Origin of the sequence: Mycobacterium sherrisii (assembly GCF_002102355.1) — a bacterium.
GTDB classification, from domain to species: Bacteria; Actinomycetota; Actinomycetes; order Mycobacteriales; family Mycobacteriaceae; genus Mycobacterium; species Mycobacterium sherrisii.
In genome coordinates, this window is sequence record NZ_LQPT01000029.1 from 1 (window position 1) to 18,074 (window position 18,074).

The following is an 18,074-nucleotide window of genomic DNA, read 5'->3' on the forward strand; positions in this document are numbered from 1 at the left end:
TCACCAAGCGCGCACGCGCACGTGAGGCAACAAACCACCCTTCGCGCGCATCTTGACGTGAGGCAACAAGCCGACACGCTTCTGCGAGCGGGTTGGTGCGGGCTAGGTTGGGTTGATGGTCACCCTCCATGTGGAGCACACGATCGCCGCGTCTCCGGAGCGGGTCTTTGACTGGTTGGCAGATCCGGTCAACTTGGCCACGGCGCCGCTGATATTCAAGGCCGCCTGGCGCCGCGATTCGCCGCCCCCGGGCGTGGGCGCCGTGCGGGAGGTCATCGCGGCTGGCGCGTGGTTGCGGGAGGAGATCACCGCCTACGACGCGCCCCGCAGCTACTCCTACCGCGTCGTGCGCTCATTCCCGGCGAGCGAACACGAGGGCGGCACGATCGCGGTGTCGCCGCTGGGCGCTGGAACTCACGTCGAATGGTCGACGACCTACACGATCCCGGCGCGCGGCGGCGGCAAGCTGACCGAGCGCCTCACGGTGCCGGTGTTGCGCTCCAGCTTCCAGGCGATTCTTGCGGCCTGCGCCAAGGCGCTCGCCGAGTGATCACTACCCCAAAGCCGCTGCCGCCGCGGCTTCCTCCGCGGGCGCAACGAGCCGGCGGGCCCAGTCGGCAAGACCGTCGGCGTTGAGCTGAGGTTGGATGCCGGCCGTTCCGGCCAGGCCGGGTGAGCTGGCCGCCGTGGCCAACGCGGGTGACGGAATGTAGGAGACGGTGCCTGCGGCGTTGGTCAGGGTTGCCCCGGAGAGGCCGGCAAATCCAATAGCGGTGTCGTTGGTGGTGATGATGCTGGTTCCCGGACCGAGCGTGACGGCGCCCGAGTTGAGGAAACCCAAGGCCCCGACCGCAAATTTGGGGGTGAGGGTAAGGCCTTCGGAACCAACGGTGACGACGCCACTCACGTTGGCGCCGGTGGCTACGTTTACCCACTGTGGGACGACTCCGGCGGTGAAGATGCTGCCGGGGTTGAGGGTGATGGTCGAGCCGCTTTGGGCAGTGACTTCGAAGAAGCCGGCGACGCCCGTGGGTGCCATGGTGACCGACCCCGCATCGACGATCATGTGCGTGTTGGTCCCGACCGAGATGATGCTCAGGGGCGGCACGTTGGCCGACGTCCCGGGTGGGATCTGTTGGCCGATGGTGTTGGTGGCCGCCTGCTGCACCAAGGATTGGGTGCGCGCGCCGGTGAGATTGGCCGCGGCCTGGGTCATCGCGCGGGCCTGATCGGCCTGCCCGGCCGGGTTGCTCGTCTGCGGCGGCTCGTCGAATGACGCCAGGGTGCTGATGGCCCGCGAGTCGGCGGCGTAGGTGTACATCGCGGTGGCGTCCTGGGCCCACATCTGCGCGTACTCGGCTTCGCATGCCGCGATCGCCGGCGTGTTCTGACCGAAGAAGTTCGTTGCGACCAGTGCCATCAACTCCGCGCGATTGGCCGCGATCACCGGCGGCGGCACCGTCATGGCGAACGCCGCCTCGTAGGCCGCTGCCGCCGCATAGGCCTGAGCCGAGGTCGCGGCGGCCTTCGCGGCGGCTGTCTGCAGCCAGTCCACATAGGGCGTGACGGCCGCGGTCATCCGCATCGATGACGGGCCGAACCAGACTTGCCCGACCAGTCCTGCGGCTTGCGAAAGGTAGCCGCTGGCAGTCGATTCCAGCTGGGCCGCAAGTTCATCCCAGGCCGCCGCGGCGGCCAGCATCGGTCCCGACCCGGGTCCGGCGTACATGCGGGCGGAGTTGATTTCCGGCATGAGCAACCCAAAGTCCATGGCGTCGTTGCCTTTCGGACGGACCAGTAAAAAACGGCGAAGCCCATGGGATTTTTAGCATGGCGGGACTGGGTTTTGGGTGCTTTTGAGCGTGTGTATGCGACCGTGTCGGCAAACGATCCGGCGCTCAGAATGCGTCGGCGAGACCGATGGCGCGCACGGTGCTGGCGAGATGGTTCTGCACGGCCGCCAGCGCCCGCGGCAGATCGGCGTCGCGCACGGCTTCGGCGATGGCGAAGTGCTCCCGCAGGATCGTCGACACCCGATTGGGGTCGCGCAGCGCCGATTCACCCGTCATCCGCATCTGCCGGTCGCGCAGCGTCGAGTAGAAATTCGACAGAATCCCGTTGCCGGACTCCTCCAACGTGAGGGCGTGGAAGGACCGGTCGGCGACGAGGAATTCCCGCCAGTCATTTGCGGTGGTGGCCGTGCGTTGCCGTTGCAGCTCGCCGGACAGCCGCTCGAACACCGCGGCGCAGACCGCCGGTCCGCGGCCGATCACCTTCTTGGCGGCGTGTTGCTCGAGCAACAGCCGGGCCTCGATGACCGCGCGCACCTCCTCGGGCGACACCGGTACCACCAGCGCCCCACGTTGCGGATACAGCCGCAACAGCCCCTCGGCCTCCATCCGCAAAAACGCCTCCCGCACCGGCGTTCGGGACATGCCGAGCGCACTGGCGATGTCGCCCTCGCTGATCAGCTCCCCACCGGGAAACGCGCCGGTCAGGACCTGGTTCTTCACGTACTCCAAGGCCCGATCCTTGGCAGTCGCGGCCACCGCACCTCCTTGTAGCTGAGTCGTATCTCACATGTGTGCATGACGTTACACGAGGCCGTGATTGACGCTGAGATACAAGTTAGATACTATTCAAATACCAATGCACTCAATTTGTGAGGAGATGTGCAATGTCCACTCCGAACCGGGCCCACACCGTGCCCGTGAACCTGGACCCGACCATTCCCGCGCCGATGACCGATGTGTCCGAATTCGGGTTCGAGGGCCGGTTCGTCGACTGGGCAGACGACGCCCGCTACTTCGAGTACTCCAAGGCCGCAAACCCGATCGGCTCCGGACATGTCCCGCCCATGCCGATTACCCAGTTCGGACCGGACGTGTACCTGGATCAGCCAACCGGTGTGGTCCCCCTGGACCTGTCGACCGAGCTGGGCGTCGAGACCGGGGCCGCCACCAGCCCGGCCCTGCTGGCCAACTTCGTGCGGATTCGCGCCGGCGAGCAGATCGACACCAGTCCGAACGCCACCTCGCAGCTGTACTACGTGCTGTTCGGCCACGGGTTCGCCGCGGTCAACGGCCGGCTGGTCAAGTGGGAGAAGGGCGACTTTTTGACCCTGCCCGCCGGGGTCAGCTCGGTCTTCTACGCCGACTCCGAGGCGGCCATGTACTGGGTGCACGACGAGCCGCTGCTGCGTTACCTGGGTGCCGAGGCGCGTGAGCCGAGGTTCCGGGCGACCAAGTTCCGCCGCGTCGACGCGGTCGCCAAGCTGGAGGAGATCGCCGCGCGACCCGGCGCCAACGACAAGAGCCGTGTGAGCGTGCTGCTGGCCAACGAGAACCAGGAGCAGACGCTGACCATCACCCACGTCCTGTGGGCGATGTTCGGGGTGTTGCCGCCCAACCAGGAACAGCGTCCGCACCGGCACCAGTCCGTCGCGCTGGACCTCATCTTGGACGCGCCGCCCACCGGCTGCTACACGCTGCTGGGCACCCGCCTCGACGACCGCGGCAACATCGTCGAGCCGATCCGGGTGGACTGGCAGGCCGGCGGGGCGTTCACCACGCCGCCGGGCATGTGGCACGCCCACTACAACGAGACCGACTACCCGGCGCACCTGATTCCGGTGCAGGACGCGGGACTGCAGACGCACCTGCGCAGCCTCGACATCAAGTTCACCCAGCGCCGCGACCTCGTCGCCGGCTGAGCCGGGCGCTGTGCGTCGCGTCCGGTTGACGAATACTGTGACGTGGCATGACGTTGCCCCTGCTGGGTCCGGTGTCGCTCACGGGCTTTCAGAACGGCTGGTTCTTCCTGTTCCTGCTGGCCGTACTGCTGCTGGCGGGGTTGTATGTGGTCCAGCAGTTCGCCCGGCGGCGGCGCGTCCTGCGATTCGCCAACATGGAGGTGCTGGAACGGGTCGCGCCGGCCCGACTGAGCCGGTGGCGGCACGTGCCGACGATTCTGCTCGTGGTGTCCCTGGTGTTGCTCACCACGGCGATGGCCGGGCCGACGACCGATGTTCGGATTCCGCTGAACCGTGCCGTGGTGATGCTGGTGATCGATGTCTCCGAGTCGATGGCCGCCACCGACGTCGCTCCCAACCGGCTGGCCGCCGCGAAGGAGGCCGGTAAGCAGTTCGCCGACGAGTTGACACCGGCCATCAATCTGGGGCTGGTGGCATTCGCGGCCAACGCCACGCTGCTGGTTTCCCCGACGACGAACCGCGGCGCGGTCAAGGCGGCCATCGACGGACTGCAACCGGCCCCGAAAACCGCGACGGGAGAAGGCCTTTTCACCGCGCTGCAGGCGATCGCGACGGTCGGGGCGGTGATGGGCGGCGGCGAGGGTCCGCCGCCGGCCCGCATCGTGCTCGAGTCGGACGGCGCCGAAAACGTCCCGCTGGACCCCAACGCGCCGCAGGGCGCCTTCACCGCGGCGCGCGCGGCCAAGGGTGCGGGCGTGCAGATCTCGACGATCTCGTTCGGCACGCCCGACGGGACGGTGGAATATCAGGGGGCGACGATCCCCGTTCCGGTCGACGATCAGACGCTGCAGGAGATCTGCAAAATCACCGACGGCCAGGCCTTCCATGCCGACAGTCTGCAGTCGCTCAAGGAGGTTTACTCGACGCTGCAGCGCCAGATCGGCTACGAAACCGTCAAGGGCGACGCCAGCCTGGCGTGGGTGCTACTCGGGACAGTCGTGATGGCCGGCGCGGTCTCGGCCGGTCTCATCCTCAACCGCCGGCTGCCGGCCTGAGCGGGACTTCAGGCGGGCAAGCGCCGGTTGATCAGCAGCGCCAGCGCCGCGGCGAGCAGCGCGGTGAGGAAGCCCAGCCGCAGCCAGCCGGCCCCGCCGGGCCCGGGCACCGTGCGGTAGCCGATCTCGTTCTGGATGGCTTTGTAGTCCTTTTCGAGCTCGTCGAGGTTGGACGCGGTGTAGGCCTGCCCGCCGGCGAGCTGGGCGACCTTCTTCATCTGGTCCGTCGACACGGGCACCTTGATCTGCGCCCCGTTGAGGCTGATGTTGCCGTTGGGTGTGCCGAACGAGATCGTCGAGATCGGCACACCCTGATCCTTGGCCAGACGCGCCGAGGTGTAGACGCCGTCGTGCGGATCGCCGGGATCGGTCGGCCGGTTCTCCCCGCCGTCGGACAGCAACACGATGCGGGCCGGCGGCGGGGTGTCCCCGCCGGACTGGCTGGTCGCCTCGATGGCGTGCAGCGCCGTGTAGATGGCCTCCCCGGTGGCCGTGCCGTCAGCGGTTTGCAGCTTCTGCAGGGCGTCGATGGTGGCCTGATGTTGCGGCGTCGGCGGGACCAGCAGGTAAGGGGTTCCGGCGAACCCGACCAGGCCGAGGTTGATGCCCGGCGTCAGCTGCGCGGCGAACTTGCTGGCGGCCTGCTCGGCGGCCCTGAGCCGGTCGGGCTCGACGTCGGTGGCCCGCATCGACTGCGACATGTCGATGACCAGCATGACGACAGCGCGATTGCGCGGGATGCGCATGTCGTGGGTCGGGGTGCCCAGTGAGACGGTCAGTAGCGCCAGGCTGAGCACCGCGACCGCTATCGGTAGATGTCGCCAAATCGATTGCGGCACCTCGGCTTCGGTGAAGCGGCGCAACCGATGCCGGCGCCGCGACTGCACCAGCACGTACCCGGCCAACAGTGCCAGCGGAATCAGGCCGAACAGCAACAGGGCCGGTCGTTGGAAGCCGTAGAGCGGCAGCGGTCCGATCAGGGGAAGCGACACCCGCTAGTAAAGATGAGTACCAGGTGCCCGTCAAACGGTCGCTATTCGCGCCGCAGTCGGGACTCGACGAACTTCTCCAAGTTCTCCCACTCCCGCACCGCCGCGGAGTACGGCGCGGCGGGCTCGTCCACCGTGCCCGGCTCCAGCACGTGAGCCACCAGCTTGCCCAGCGGCTGGTCCAGCTCGAGCGCCTTGTCGACCGTGCTCTCCTCGGAGTAGTCGCCGACGTCGCGCAGTAGCTCCACGGCCAGGTCGAGTTGGTCGCGATCCACCGCGTCGGGACCGTCGGCGATGTCCTCGGCCAGCCCGCTGAGCACGTAGATGTTCTCGTCGGTGACCTCCACGACTAGCGACCCGTCGGTGGCGGCGGTGCGGATGTCGTCATAGGTGCTCAGATCGGACAGGTCGTGGTCGTGCTCGTCGGCCAGGTAGCGCGCCAGGGCCCGCTCGGACGGGAACACGCTGATTCGTCCGTTGCGGCCCAGGAAGATGGGTCGATCGTCGAGGTAGCAGCGCAGCGTGTAGAACGTGCCCGAACTCGTCATGATCCGGACGGGGTCGATGCCGACCTCGACCCAGAAGTCCTCGTCGCCGCCCAGCACGACGGTGTCGCCGGGAGCGCGGACCCCGGACTCTTCGTCGCCCTTTTCGTCGGTGTCTTGGGTGTCTTGGGTGTCTTGGGTGTCTTCGGGGGCCTCGTCGTCGGCGGTTTGCGGCTCGGCTTCTTCCTGCGGCTCCTCCCGCTCCTGCGCCAACTCGGCCGCGGCCGTTTTCGACGCCGTCTCGTCAACCTCGGGGATGCTGATGATCTCCTCGACGGCGGTCAGCACGTCATCCCAACTGCGGCCGATGATCTCGCCGATCACGTGCCAGCGCTTCTCGCCCGCCTTGCCGGTGAAATGGTCGATGCCGCCGGCCACGGTGCCCAAACTGGGATTGCCGTTGAAGAACTTCGACACCGCCGCCAGCTCACACACCGACCCGATCGACGACACGATCGCCAACGCCCCCGCTAACGCGGTCACCGACTCCTCGGTCGGCTTCTCGGCCACCAACTCCTCGACGGCGACCAGGTCGAACCGCCGATCCTCGGCCGGTTCGAAACTGTGTGCGTGCGCCGCGGTCAGCTTCTCCCACGCCGGGTGGTCGACCAGATCGTTATCGGTGTCGGTGCGCACGAACGCGACCAGGTCGGCAATCGACTCGAAGGCGAACAAGTCCTCGTCCTTGCCCAAAAACGCCTCCCACTCGTCGCCCGAGTCGCGCCAGCGAGGTGCCCACACCGTGTACCGGTCACCCTCGGACAGGCTCAGGCGGATGGGGACGAGGTCAGCAGCCATGCGGCACAGAATAGCGACGACCGGCGGGCCCGCCCGGCCCGGTGGCGGCTATCCCGCCCAGATGCTGGCAAGCGCGGGGGCGTTCGCGGCGTTACCCGTCTTCGGCAGCCCATACATCTGCTCGATGGTGGACAGCAAGTTGTAATGGCTCATCGGTTCGGCATAGTTGCCCGGCTGCACGTGCGCGCCGTAGATGATCGTCGGGATCTGGTTGCGGTTGCCGCCGTCGTCCTCGTCCCAGGTCACGATCAGCAGGCTGTTGTTGGCCACCGCCCAGTTGGCGTATCCGGATAGCTGGCGGTTCAGCCAGGCATCGCCCTGGGCGATGGAGCCGTCGTGCATGTTGTCGTCGTTGTTGGGGATGACGAACGCCACCGTCGGCAGGGCGGCGTAATTGCCCTGCGGGAACGCGGAGAAAGGCACCGAATTGGCCGGCGGCACATTGGTGAAGTTGGCCCACGGTACGTGCTTGCGGGCGTACTTGCCCGCGCTGCACACAAGCGAGCCGACGGCCGGCAGATCCTCGGCGTAACCGACGAATGTGTAACCGGCGCCGAGCAATTCGGAACCCAGGTTCGGTGCGTTGCCGGCGTTGATCGGGCACGAGTCCTTGGTCACGCCGAACGTATTACCGGCGAAGAGGGCCAGGTAATTCGGCTCGCTGGGATGTGTTTCGGCGTACGACTGGACCATGTTGGCACCATGGCTGGCAAGGGCATTGATGAACGGGTTCTGCGGGCTGCCGATGATGTGTCCCTCAGAACGGTTCTCCTCCACCACGATCACGATGTGCGCAGGCCGTGGCAGCGCCGCGGCCGCCGTCACCCGCGGAGCCAACGGCGTAGCCGCCAGCCATGTCAGCGCCACAGCGACGACCAACCTTGCGGGACTTGGAATTTGGCGAAACACCGGGGGAGCATACGAGCGCCGGCACGGGACGGGGCGCAGGCGCGCGTGCGTGTCAGCGGCACTTTAGCCAACTGACGTCGGATCGTTATATACGCTCGGACGCATGGACGTCCGCGTGATCGACCATCCGTTGGCTGCCGCCCGGCTGACGGTGTTGCGCGACGAACGTACCGATGCGGCCGGGTTTCGGGCGGCTCTGCGTGAGCTGACGCTGATGCTGGTCTACGAGGCCACCCGGGACGCGGCCACGGCGCCCGTCCGGATCCGGACGCCGCTGGCCGAGACGTTCGGCACCCGACTGGTCAACCCGCCGCTGCTGGTGCCGGTGTTGCGGGCCGGGCTGGGCATGATCGACGAGGCCCACGCGGCGATCCCGGAGGCGCAGGTCGGCTTCGTCGGCGTGGCCCGTGACGAGGAAACCCACCAGCCGTTTCCGTACATGGAATCGCTGCCCGACAGGTTGGACCAACGGCCGGTGATGGTGCTCGACCCGATGCTGGCCACCGGCGGGTCGATGCGGTACACGATCGAGCTGCTGCAGTGCCGCGGCGCGACGGATATCAGCGTGCTCTGTGTCGTGGCCGCGCCGGAAGGCATTGCGGCGGTTGAGGAAATCGCCCCGAACGCGCGGGTGTTCACCGCCGCGGTGGACAACGGACTCAACGAGTCGGCCTTTATCGTGCCCGGCCTCGGCGACGCCGGCGATCGTCAGTTCGGGCCGCGCACCTTCACCAGCGTTGCACCGAAGCAGTCAACTCAGCGCGCAGCGCGGCAGCGTAAGTCCGCGAAGACGTCAGGTCGCCGCCGGGTGGGCAGCGAATCTCCAAGTAGCACTTCAACTTCGGCTCGGTACCGGAAGGGCGCACCACCACCCTGACCGAGATGTCGTCGTCGCCGCCGGTGCAGATCAGGGCGTCGGTGATATCGGTGACGGACGCCGCGAACCCGGCCAGCCGGTCGGGTGGGCGCCTCCGCAACCGCTGCATGATCGCCGCGGCCTCGGCGCTGTCGGCGACCCGGCGCGACACCGCCCCGACCTCGTGCACGCCGTATCGGCGCGCGAGATCGTCCAGCGCGTCGGTCAGCGAGCGGCCGGCCGCTTGCAGCGCCGCGACCAGATCACACACCAGTACCGCGGCGCTGATGCCGTCCTTGTCCCGCACCGCCACCGGGTCGACGCAATGGCCGATAGCCTCCTCGTAGGCGTAGACCAGTCGCCCGCCCGGCACCGCGGCATCGGCACGCGCCAGCCATTTGAAACCGGTGAGCGTCTCGACGTGGGTGGCGCCGTAGTGGGCGGCGATCGCGGCCAACATCCGGGAGGACACCACGGTGCTGGCGACCACTGCAGAACCCGGCTGCCTCTCCCGGGACAAAATGTAATCACCTAGGAGCCAACCCGTTTCGTCCCCGGACAGCATGCGCCACCCGGAATCGGTGGGGATGCCCACCGCGCAGCGATCGGCGTCGGGGTCCAGCGCGATCGCAACGTCGGCCTCGACGTCGGCGGCCAGCGCCAGCAGCGCGTCGGTGGCGCCGGGCTCCTCGGGGTTGGGGAACGCGACGGTGGGGAAGTCGGGGTCCGGTGCGAACTGGGCGCCGACGGTGTGTACTTGCCCGAACCCGGCCCGGTGCAGCGTCTCGACCGCCACCGCGCCGCCGACCCCGTGCAGGGCGGTGAGCGCCACCCGCACCGAGCCGGTGGCCCGCCGGACCGACGCCGCTCGCCGCACATAGCGTTCGGTGATGTCGGTGTCGCTGGGCCGCACTGCCTTTCGTGGGATGCGGTCGACGGGAGGCGCCGCGGCCATGGCGGCTTCGATCTCGGTGTCGGTGGGCGAAACGATCTGAATACCGCCGTCGAGGTACACCTTGTAACCGTTGTCGGTCGCCGGATTGTGTGAGGCCGTGATCTGGATACCGGCGGCGGCGCGGGTGTCACGCACCGCGAACGCCACCACCGGAGTGGGTGTCGGTCCCGGCAGCTGTAGCACCGAAAAGCCTTCGGCTGCAAGGGCTTCCGCGGTCACGGTCGCGAAGGCCGCCGAGCCGTGCCGGGCATCACGCCCGACGATCACCCGCGCGCCGGCCAGTCCGCGTGCGGTGAGCACCTGCGCCACCGCCCACGTCGCCCGCGACACCACCGCGACGTTCATGGCGTCCGGACCCTCGCGAACCGGACCACGCAGTCCGGCGGTGCCGAACTTGAGCGGTTGCGTCACGCTAGCCTCACGAGAGCCCTCACGCTAGCCTCACGAGAGCCCTCACGCTAGCCTCACGAAAGCCCCTCACGAAAGCCCCTCACGAAAGCCCCTCACGAAAGCCCCTCACGAAAGCCCCTCACGAAAGCATTGTGCTAGATCCGCGCGATGATTGCGGCCAGCAGCGCCCCGATCCGGGCCGCCGAGGCCGCCCCGGCCGCCATGACGTCGGCGTGGCTGAGCGGAGCGCCGCTGATGCCGGCCGCCAAATTCGTCACCAGCGAGATGCCCAGCACCTCGGCGCCGGCCGCGCGGGCCGCGATCGTCTCGTGCACCGTCGACATCCCGACCAGGTCGGCGCCCAGCGTCTGCAGCATCCGGATCTCGGCGGGCGTCTCGTAGTGCGGGCCGGGCAACCCGGCGTACACGCCTTCGGTCAGCTCCGGGTCGGCCTCGCGGGCCAGTCGGCGCAGCCGCGCCGCGTAGGCGTCGGTCAGGTCGACGAACTGGGCACCGACCAACGGAGAGCGCGCGGTCAGGTTCAGGTGATCGCTGATCAGCACGGGCTGGCCGACCCGCATGTCGGTGCGTAAGCCGCCGGCCGCGTTGGTCAGCACGACGATGCCGGCCCCTGCCGCGCAGGCCGCCCGCACCGGGTGCACGACATGGCCGAGGTCATGGCCCTCGTAGGCATGGACCCGCCCGGCCAGCACCAACACCCGATGGGCGCCGATGCGCACCGACAGCAACTCGCCCGGGTGGCCGGCCGCCCGGGGCGGCGCGAAGCCGGGCAGCTCGGCCTGCGGCAGGACGACGGTCGCCGGACCCAGCTCGGCGAGTGCGGGCGACCAGCCCGAGCCGAGCACGATCGCCACGTCGTGGTGATCCACTCCGGTGCGTGCCCGGATAGCCTCGGCGGCTTGGCGCGCAAGCCGCATGTCCCCGGGTGCAACGTCCGTCACACTCAACGAGCTTAGCTTCGCTATGTATGCCAATATCTCCCGCATGAGCTTTGGAAGACGGCCGATCGTTGGCCTCGTCGTTGCATTCGCGGTCTCGGTGACCGCGGTCATCGGCGGCCCCGCAACGACGGCGCGAGCCGATTGTCCCAATGTCCAACTTATTTTCGTGCGCGGAACCAACGAGCCACCCGGTCTCGGCGCGGTCGGCGACGCGCTGTTCGCCGCGCTCCAACCCACCCTGGGCCGACGCGCCGTCGACAACTACGCGGTGAACTACCCGGCCAGCTACAACTTCCTGCAGACCGAGGACGGCGCCAACGACGCCCGCGACCACATCGCGACGATGGTCGACCAGTGCCCGGCCACCCATTTGGTCCTCGGCGGTTTCTCGCAGGGCGCCGCCGCCGTGTCGATGCTGGCCGGAGTGCCGCCGCTGGGCAACACCGTCGGTGAGTTCGGGTCGGCGCCGGCGTTGGACCCCGACCTGGCCAATAAGGTCCGGGCCGTCGCCGTGTTCGGCAATCCTGGTAACCGGTTCGACACCCCGCTGTCGACGACCGGGCAGTTCGCCGGCCGCGCCATCGATTTGTGCAGCCCCGGCGACCCGGTCTGCGTCGTCGGCGGCCGGGACCGCGACGCGCACCACAACTACGCGGTGGCGCCCTACCCCGACCAGGCGGCAAGCTTCATCGCCGGACGGGTGTAGCCGTTACCGGGGCGGTCGGGCGCGGTTCGGGTCGGTGAGATAATCCGAGGATGCCCACCCACTCCGCATTGGACAGCGTGGAGAACGCGGTACGGCGGCGTGGTTCTGAGCTCGTCGAGTTGTCGCATGCGATCCATGCCGAGCCCGAGCTCGCGTTTGCCGAGTACCGCAGCTGCGCCAAGACGCAGGCGCTGGTGGCCGAGCGTGGCTTCGAAGTCACCAAGGCCGCTGGCGGCCTGGACACCGCCTTCCGCGCCGATTTCGGCAGCGGCCCGCTGGTCGTCGGCGTCTGCGCCGAGTACGACGCGCTGCCCGGCATCGGGCATGCCTGCGGGCACAACATCATCGCGGCGTCCGCGGTCGGAACGGCGCTGGCGCTAGCCGAGGTGGCCGACGAGCTGGGCCTGACGGTGGCCTTGATCGGCACCCCCGCCGAGGAGGCCGGCGGCGGCAAGGCGCTGCTGCTGGAGGCCGGAACGTTCGACGACGTCGCCGCCGCCGTGATGTTGCATCCCGGCCCCACCGACATCGCGGCTGCGCGCTCGTTGGCCCTGTCGGAGGTGATCGTCGACTATCGCGGCAAGGAGTCGCACGCCGCCGTCGCGCCGTTCCTCGGCATCAACGCCGCCGACGCGGTTACCGTCGCGCAGGTCGCGATCGGCCTGCTGCGCCAGCAACTGGCTCCGGGGCAGCTGGTCCACGGCATCGTCACCAACGGCGGGCAGGCGGTCAACGTCATCCCCGGCAACGCGACGCTGCAGTACGCGATGCGGGCGCCCGAAATCGACTCGCTGCGCGAGCTGGAGGGTCGGGCGTACGCCTGCTTCGCCGCGGGCGCGCTGGCCGCCGGCTGCGAATACGAAATCGACACGCCGTCACCGGCCTACGCCGAGCTCAGGCCCGACGACTGGCTGGCCGAAATCTGCCGCGCGGAGATGCGCCGCCTGGGCCGGGAACCGATCGCGCCCGAGTACGAGAAGACGCTGCCGATGGGCAGCACCGACATGGGCAACGTCACGCACGTGCTGCCCGGCATCCACCCGGTGATCGGCGTCGACGCCGGTGGCGCCACCGTGCACCAGCGCGCCTTCGCCGCGGCCGCCGCCGGGCCCAGCGCCGACCGCGCGGTGGTGGAGGGGGCCGTCATGCTGGCCCGCACGGTCGTGCACCTCGCCCAGGACGGCACCGAGCGCGACCGGGTGCTGGCGGCGGCGCAACGACGGGTGCGCGCATGAGCCTGGTCGACACGGCCGAGTCCTGGTTGGCGGCCCATTACGACGACCTGATCGAGTGGCGCCGGCACATCCATCGCTATCCGGAGTTGGGCCGCCAGGAATACGCCACCACGCAGTTCGTCGCCGAGCGCCTGGCCGACGCGGGGCTCAACCCCAAGGTGCTGCCCGGCGGTACCGGCTTGACCTGCGACTTCGGCCCGGAGGACGGGCCGCGGATCGCGTTGCGTGCCGACATGGATGCACTGCCGATGACCGAGCGGACCGGCGCCCCCTACGCCTCCACGTTGGCCGGCGTCGCGCACGCCTGCGGGCACGACGCGCACACCGCCGTCCTGCTCGGCACCGCACTCGCCCTGGCGTCAGTGCCGGAACTCCCGGTCGGGGTGCGCCTGATCTTCCAGGCCGCCGAGGAGCTGATGCCCGGCGGCGCGATCGACGCGATCGCCGCCGGGGCGCTGGTCGGGGTATCGCGCATCTTCGCCCTGCACTGCGATCCTCGGCTGGAGGTCGGCAAGGTCGCGGTGCGCCAGGGCCCGATTACCTCGGCTGCCGACCACGTCCGCATCGCGCTGTACTCGCCGGGCGGGCACACGTCGCGCCCGCACCTGACCGCGGACCTGGTGTATGGGCTGGGCACGCTGATCACCGGCGTGCCCGGGGTGCTGTCGCGGCGCCTGGACCCACGCAACGGCACCGTCCTGGTGTGGGGTGCGGTCAACGCCGGCCACGCCGCCAACGCCATCCCGCAGAGCGGCGAGCTGGCCGGTACCGTGCGCACCGCGAGCCGGCACACCTGGCTCGAGCTCGAGGAGATCATCCGCCAGTCCGTGGACGCGCTGCTCGCCCCGCTGGGTATCGAACACACCATGGAGTACCGGCGCGGCGTGCCGCCCGTGGTCAACGAGGAGATCTCGACGCGCATCCTGACCCACGCGATCGAGTCCGTCGGCCCGGAGGCGCTGGCCGATACCCGCCAGTCCGGCGGTGGCGAGGACTTCTCCTGGTACCTCGAGGAGATCCCCGGCGCCATGGCGCGATTGGGCGTCTGGTCGGGGGAGGGCCCGCAGCTGGACCTGCATCAGCCGACGTTCGACCTCGACGAGCGGGCGCTGGGGATCGGACTGCGGGTGATGGTCAACATCGTCGAGCAGTCCGCGATGTTCTCCGAGCCCTAGCGGGCTCAGCTCGTGGTGCCGGGGCCGATGTTGCTGGACGGTCGCGTCCGCAGATCGTGCACGTATTCCGGTGGCGCGCCCGCGATTTCGGCGGCCTCGGCCATTACCCCCAGGTAGCGCGCCGACGGCAGCCCGCCCTCCCAGGCGTCGAGCACGTAGAGCCAGGCCAGCACCGGGTCGGTGGTGGTGTCCGACGACAGCCGCTCCACCCGGCATCTGATCTTCTTGTGGATCCCGAACTCGGAGCCCTCCCAGTGGTCCAGGCTCATCTCGTCGGCCGGCGTCATGTCGTAGAGCACCACGAACACCTTCGAGTCAGGATCTTCCACGACGGTGGCCAGCGCGCCTTCCCAGCCGATGTCCTCGCCGCCGAAGGTCAGGCGCCACCCGTGTAACCAGCCCGTTCCGGCCATCGGGGAGTGCGGTGCGCGCTGCTGCATCTGCTCGGGATGCATGTTCGATCCGTACGCGGCGTAGAGCGGCACGCAGAAAGCTTAGACGCCGGACATCCACGCGGTATTCACTCGCACGCTTCCGGTGGCGCTTGGATAGGTTGGAGACGTGGTGACCCGCATCGTGATCCTCGGTGGAGGCCCGGCCGGTTACGAAGCCGCGCTGGTGGCCGCCACGTCTCATCCTGATACCACCGACGTCACCGTCATCGACTCCGAAGGCATCGGCGGAGCGGCCGTGCTGGACGACTGCGTGCCGTCCAAGACGTTCATCGCGTCGACCTGGCTGCGCACCGAGCTGCGCCGCGCGCCGCGGCTGGGCTTCGACATCGACATCGACGACGCCAAGATCTCGTTGCCGCAGATCCACAAGCGGGTCAAGACGCTGGCCGCCGAACAGTCCGCGGACATCACCGCCCAACTGCTCTCCGAAGGCGTGCGCGTGGTGCACGGTCGCGGCGAACTGGTCGATGCCACCCCCGGCCTGGCCCGGCACCGCATCAAGGCGACCGCCGAGGACGGCACGGTCACCGAGCACGACGCCGACGTCGTGCTGATCGCCACCGGGGCCAGCCCGCGCGTGCTGCCGTCGGCCCGGCCGGACGGCGAACGCATCCTGACCTGGCGCGACCTCTACGCGCTGCAGAGCTTGCCCGAGCATTTGGTGGTGGTGGGCTCGGGGGTCACCGGTGCCGAGTTCGTCCACGCCTACACCGAGCTCGGCGTGCCGGTGACCGTGGTGGCCAGCCGCGACCGGGTGCTGCCCTACGAGGACGCCGATGCGGCGCTCGTCCTGGAAGAGGCGTTCGCCGAACGCGGCGTCCGGTTGGTGAAAAACGCTCGCGCGCAATCGGTCACCCGCACCGGCGACGGCGTCCTGGTCACCCTGGCCGACGGGCGCACCGTCGAGGGCAGCCACGCGCTGATGACGATCGGCTCGGTGCCCAACACCACCGGGCTGGGCCTGGAGCGAGTCGGTATCGAGCTGGGCCCCGGTGGCTACCTGACCGTGGACCGGGTCTCGCGGACCTCGGTGCCGGGCATCTATGCCGCCGGCGACTGCACCGGGCTGCTGCTGCTGGCCTCTGTCGCGGCCATGCAGGGGCGCATCGCGATGTACCACGCGCTCGGCGAGGGGGTGAGCCCGATCCGGCTGCGCACGGTCGCGGCGACGGTGTTCACCCGGCCCGAGATCGCCGCCGTGGGTGTGCCGCAATCGATGATCGACGACGGTTCGGTGCCCGCCCGGACCATCATGTTGCCGTTGCGGACCAACGCGCGGGCCAAGATGTCCGGGCTGCAGCAGGGCTTCGTCAAGATGTTCTGCCGCAAGTCCACCGGCGTGGTGATCGGCGGCGTGGTGGTGGCGCCGATCGCCTCCGAGCTGATCCTGCCGATCGCCGTAGCCGTGCAAAACCGCATCACGGTCAACGAGCTGGCGCAGACGCTGGCGGTCTACCCGTCGTTGTCCGGTTCGATCACCGAGGCCGCGCGGCGGCTGATGGCGCACGACGATCTGGACTGAGGACAGGCCGTCCGGCGCCGGACGAACTAGCCTTGGTGGTGCCCCGCCTACTGACGAGTAACCGAACAGGAGCCCGTTGCCGTGAGTGACCCGTTGTCCACGTTGGGACCGCAGCAGCGCGCGGCCGCCTGGGAGCGGCTCGGATCTGAACAGTTCGATGTCGTCGTGATCGGCGGCGGTGTGGTCGGTTCCGGCTGCGCGCTGGATGCCGCCACCCGCGGGCTCAAGGTCGCGCAGGTCGAGGCGCGCGATCTGGCCTCGGGTACCTCCAGCCGTTCGTCGAAGATGTTTCACGGCGGGCTGCGCTATCTCGAACAGCTGGAGTTCGGGTTGGTGCGCGAGGCGCTCTACGAGCGCGAACTATCGCTGACCACGCTGGCGCCGCATCTGGTCAAGCCGTTGCCGTTCCTGTTTCCGCTCACCCACCGGTGGTGGGAGCGTCCCTACACCGCGGCGGGCATCTTCCTCTACGACAGCCTCGGTGGCGCGAAATCGGTTCCCGCGCAGAAGCATTTGACCCGGGCCGGCGCGTTACGACTAAGTCCCGGGTTGAAACGGTCGTCCTTGATCGGCGGAATCCGTTACTACGACACCGTGGTCGACGACGCCCGGCACACGATGACCGTTGCACGCACCGCGGCGCACTACGGCGCGGTGGTGCGGTGTTCGACCCAGGTGGTCGCGCTGCTGCGCGAGGGGGATCGGGTGACGGGGGTTCGGGTCCGCGATTCCGAGGACGGCTCGGTCGCCGAGGTCCGCGGCCACGTCGTGGTCAACGCGACCGGGGTGTGGACCGACGAGATCCAGGCGTTGTCCAAGCAGCGCGGGCGGTTCCAGGTCCGCGCCTCTAAGGGCGTGCACGTGGTGGTGCCGCGGGACCGGATCGTCAGCGACGTCGCCATCATCCTGCGCACCGAGAAGTCGGTGATGTTCGTGATCCCGTGGGGTGGTCACTGGATTATCGGCACCACCGACACCGACTGGAATCTCGACCTGGCGCACCCGGCCGCCACCAAGGCCGACATCGACTACATTCTGGGCACCGTCAACACCGTGCTGGCCACCCCGCTCACGCACGCCGACATCGACGGCGTGTACGCGGGCCTGCGGCCGCTGCTGGCGGGGGAGAGCGAGGAGACCTCGAAGCTGTCCCGGGAGCACGCCGTCGCGGTGCCCGCGCCCGGCCTGGTCGCCATCGCGGGCGGCAAGTACACCACCTATCGGGTGATGGCCGCGGACGCGATCGACACCGTCGCGCAGTTCGTGCCGGCCCGGGTGGCGCCCTCGATCACCGAGAAGGTCAGCCTGCTGGGTGCCGAAGGTTACTTCGCCCTGATCAACCAGGTCGAGCACGTCGGCGAGCAGGTGGGCCTGCACCCGTACCGGGTGCGCCATCTGCTGGACCGCTACGGCTCGCTGATGGACGACGTGCTGGCGCTGGCCGTCGACCGGCCCGAACTGCTCACCCCGATCACCGAGGCGCCCGGATACCTGAGAGTGGAGGCCCTCTACGCCGTCACCGCTGAGGGGGCGCTGCATCTCGAGGACATCCTGGCCCGCCGGATGCGCATCTCGATCGAGTACTCGCACCGCGGCGTTGACTGCGCCCGCGAAGTGGCCGACATCGTTGCGCCGGTGCTCGGCTGGAGCGCCGCGGATGTGCAGCGTGAGGTCGCCAACTACACCGCCCGGGTAGAGGCCGAGATCCTGTCGCAGGCGCAGCCCGACGATGTGTCGGCCGACGAATTGCGGGCCAGCGCGCCCGAAGCGCGGGCCGAGATTCTCGAGCCGGTCCCGCTGAATTGAGCTG

The 18,074-nt window shown here is 68.9% G+C and carries 14 protein-coding genes and 3 pseudogenes; 9 read left to right on the forward strand and 8 right to left on the reverse strand.

The window, feature by feature from the left end; translation table 11 throughout:
* Positions 1 to 115: 115 nt before the first annotated feature.
* Positions 116 to 550: an SRPBCC family protein gene (locus AWC25_RS05770; RefSeq protein ID WP_085166473.1), complete on the forward strand. Its 435-nt coding sequence runs from the start codon at positions 116 to 118 to the stop codon at positions 548 to 550.
* A 3-nt stretch (positions 551 to 553) separates the two neighbouring features.
* Here AWC25_RS05770 and AWC25_RS27650 read toward each other — a convergent pair whose 3' ends face one another.
* On the reverse strand, positions 554 to 1,771 hold the full coding sequence (locus tag AWC25_RS27650; protein ID WP_069399866.1) for a PPE family protein: 1,218 nt from the start codon (positions 1,769 to 1,771) through the stop codon (positions 554 to 556).
* A 127-nt stretch (positions 1,772 to 1,898) separates the two neighbouring features.
* Positions 1,899 to 2,549, reverse strand: coding sequence for a GntR family transcriptional regulator (locus AWC25_RS05780; protein ID WP_085166474.1), 651 nt, complete (start codon positions 2,547 to 2,549; stop codon positions 1,899 to 1,901).
* Between the two features lie 128 nt (positions 2,550 to 2,677).
* Between AWC25_RS05780 and AWC25_RS05785 the strand changes: the two genes are divergently transcribed.
* Together AWC25_RS05785 and AWC25_RS05790 are read left to right on the forward strand one after the other, a co-directional pair.
* Positions 2,678 to 3,712 (forward strand): cupin domain-containing protein, encoded by a 1,035-nt coding sequence (locus AWC25_RS05785; protein ID WP_085166475.1) that lies wholly within the window; start codon positions 2,678 to 2,680, stop codon positions 3,710 to 3,712.
* A gap of 47 nt (positions 3,713 to 3,759) precedes the next feature.
* On the forward strand, positions 3,760 to 4,767 hold the full coding sequence (locus AWC25_RS05790; protein WP_069399863.1) for a VWA domain-containing protein: 1,008 nt from the start codon (positions 3,760 to 3,762) through the stop codon (positions 4,765 to 4,767).
* An 8-nt stretch (positions 4,768 to 4,775) separates the two neighbouring features.
* Here the strand turns inward: AWC25_RS05790 and AWC25_RS05795 are convergent, their stop codons facing one another.
* Genes AWC25_RS05795 through AWC25_RS05805 form a run of 3 tightly spaced genes read right to left on the reverse strand, consistent with a single transcriptional unit; the run spans position 4,776 to position 7,966 of the window.
* Positions 4,776 to 5,759: a VWA domain-containing protein gene (locus AWC25_RS05795; RefSeq protein WP_069399862.1), complete on the reverse strand. Its 984-nt coding sequence runs from the start codon at positions 5,757 to 5,759 to the stop codon at positions 4,776 to 4,778.
* A 41-nt stretch (positions 5,760 to 5,800) separates the two neighbouring features.
* Positions 5,801 to 7,099, reverse strand: a complete 1,299-nt coding sequence (gene satS, locus AWC25_RS05800; protein ID WP_085166476.1) for a protein export chaperone SatS — start codon at positions 7,097 to 7,099, stop codon at positions 5,801 to 5,803.
* Positions 7,100 to 7,147: 48 nt separating this feature from the next.
* Complete coding sequence (locus AWC25_RS05805; RefSeq protein WP_069399860.1) at positions 7,148 to 7,966, reverse strand: alkaline phosphatase family protein; 819 nt, start codon at positions 7,964 to 7,966, stop codon at positions 7,148 to 7,150.
* A gap of 145 nt (positions 7,967 to 8,111) precedes the next feature.
* Here AWC25_RS05805 and upp point away from each other — a divergent pair.
* Positions 8,112 to 8,732, forward strand: a pseudogene (gene upp, locus AWC25_RS05810) (uracil phosphoribosyltransferase); the annotation flags it as partial.
* A 4-nt stretch (positions 8,733 to 8,736) separates the two neighbouring features.
* On the opposite strand, the pseudogene AWC25_RS05815 reads toward upp, so the two are convergent.
* Both AWC25_RS05815 and AWC25_RS05820 read right to left on the reverse strand, forming a co-directional pair.
* Positions 8,737 to 10,221 (reverse strand): annotated as a pseudogene (locus tag AWC25_RS05815) (phospho-sugar mutase); the annotation flags it as partial.
* 143 nt (positions 10,222 to 10,364) lie between these two features.
* Positions 10,365 to 11,147: a purine-nucleoside phosphorylase gene (locus AWC25_RS05820; RefSeq protein ID WP_142278708.1), complete on the reverse strand. Its 783-nt coding sequence runs from the start codon at positions 11,145 to 11,147 to the stop codon at positions 10,365 to 10,367.
* A 67-nt stretch (positions 11,148 to 11,214) separates the two neighbouring features.
* On the opposite strand from AWC25_RS05820, the gene AWC25_RS05825 reads away from it, so the two are divergent.
* The 3 genes from AWC25_RS05825 to AWC25_RS05835 are packed head-to-tail and all read left to right on the forward strand — an operon-like array spanning position 11,215 to position 14,287.
* Positions 11,215 to 11,877: a cutinase family protein gene (locus tag AWC25_RS05825; RefSeq protein WP_198166629.1), complete on the forward strand. Its 663-nt coding sequence runs from the start codon at positions 11,215 to 11,217 to the stop codon at positions 11,875 to 11,877.
* 50 nt (positions 11,878 to 11,927) lie between these two features.
* Positions 11,928 to 13,112 (forward strand): M20 family metallopeptidase, encoded by a 1,185-nt coding sequence (locus tag AWC25_RS05830; protein ID WP_069399858.1) that lies wholly within the window; start codon positions 11,928 to 11,930, stop codon positions 13,110 to 13,112.
* Positions 13,109 to 14,287 (forward strand): M20 family metallopeptidase, encoded by a 1,179-nt coding sequence (locus tag AWC25_RS05835; protein ID WP_069399857.1) that lies wholly within the window; start codon positions 13,109 to 13,111, stop codon positions 14,285 to 14,287. The genes AWC25_RS05830 and AWC25_RS05835 overlap by 4 nt, the downstream gene beginning before the upstream one ends.
* A 5-nt stretch (positions 14,288 to 14,292) precedes the next feature.
* On the opposite strand, the gene AWC25_RS05840 is transcribed toward AWC25_RS05835, so the two are convergent.
* On the reverse strand, positions 14,293 to 14,772 hold the full coding sequence (locus AWC25_RS05840; RefSeq protein WP_044509994.1) for a gamma-glutamylcyclotransferase family protein: 480 nt from the start codon (positions 14,770 to 14,772) through the stop codon (positions 14,293 to 14,295).
* Positions 14,773 to 14,848: 76 nt separating this feature from the next.
* Here AWC25_RS05840 and AWC25_RS05845 point away from each other — a divergent pair.
* Together AWC25_RS05845 and AWC25_RS05850 are read left to right on the forward strand one after the other, a co-directional pair.
* Positions 14,849 to 16,353, forward strand: a pseudogene (locus AWC25_RS05845) (NAD(P)H-quinone dehydrogenase).
* Positions 16,346 to 18,070, forward strand: coding sequence for a glycerol-3-phosphate dehydrogenase/oxidase (locus tag AWC25_RS05850; protein WP_211281021.1), 1,725 nt, complete (start codon positions 16,346 to 16,348; stop codon positions 18,068 to 18,070). The pseudogene AWC25_RS05845 and the gene AWC25_RS05850 overlap by 8 nt, the downstream one beginning before the upstream one ends.
* Positions 18,071 to 18,074 lie beyond the last annotated feature (4 nt).

Excerpts from the sequence above, each read along its gene's own strand:
- AWC25_RS27650 (WP_069399866.1), bottom strand. The coding sequence starts at position 1,771 with ATGGACTTTGGGTTGCTCATGCCGGAAATCAACTCCGCCCGCATGTAC.
- AWC25_RS05830 (WP_069399858.1), top strand. The coding sequence starts at position 11,928 with ATGCCCACCCACTCCGCATTGGACAGCGTGGAGAACGCGGTACGGCGG.
- AWC25_RS05785 (WP_085166475.1), top strand. The coding sequence starts at position 2,678 with ATGTCCACTCCGAACCGGGCCCACACCGTGCCCGTGAACCTGGACCCG.
- AWC25_RS05820 (WP_142278708.1), bottom strand. The coding sequence starts at position 11,147 with ATGCGGCTTGCGCGCCAAGCCGCCGAGGCTATCCGGGCACGCACCGGA.
- AWC25_RS05835 (WP_069399857.1), top strand. The coding sequence starts at position 13,109 with ATGAGCCTGGTCGACACGGCCGAGTCCTGGTTGGCGGCCCATTACGAC.
- satS (WP_085166476.1), bottom strand. The coding sequence starts at position 7,099 with ATGGCTGCTGACCTCGTCCCCATCCGCCTGAGCCTGTCCGAGGGTGAC.
- AWC25_RS05790 (WP_069399863.1), top strand. The coding sequence starts at position 3,760 with ATGACGTTGCCCCTGCTGGGTCCGGTGTCGCTCACGGGCTTTCAGAAC.
- AWC25_RS05770 (WP_085166473.1), top strand. The coding sequence starts at position 116 with ATGGTCACCCTCCATGTGGAGCACACGATCGCCGCGTCTCCGGAGCGG.
- AWC25_RS05825 (WP_198166629.1), top strand. The coding sequence starts at position 11,215 with ATGAGCTTTGGAAGACGGCCGATCGTTGGCCTCGTCGTTGCATTCGCG.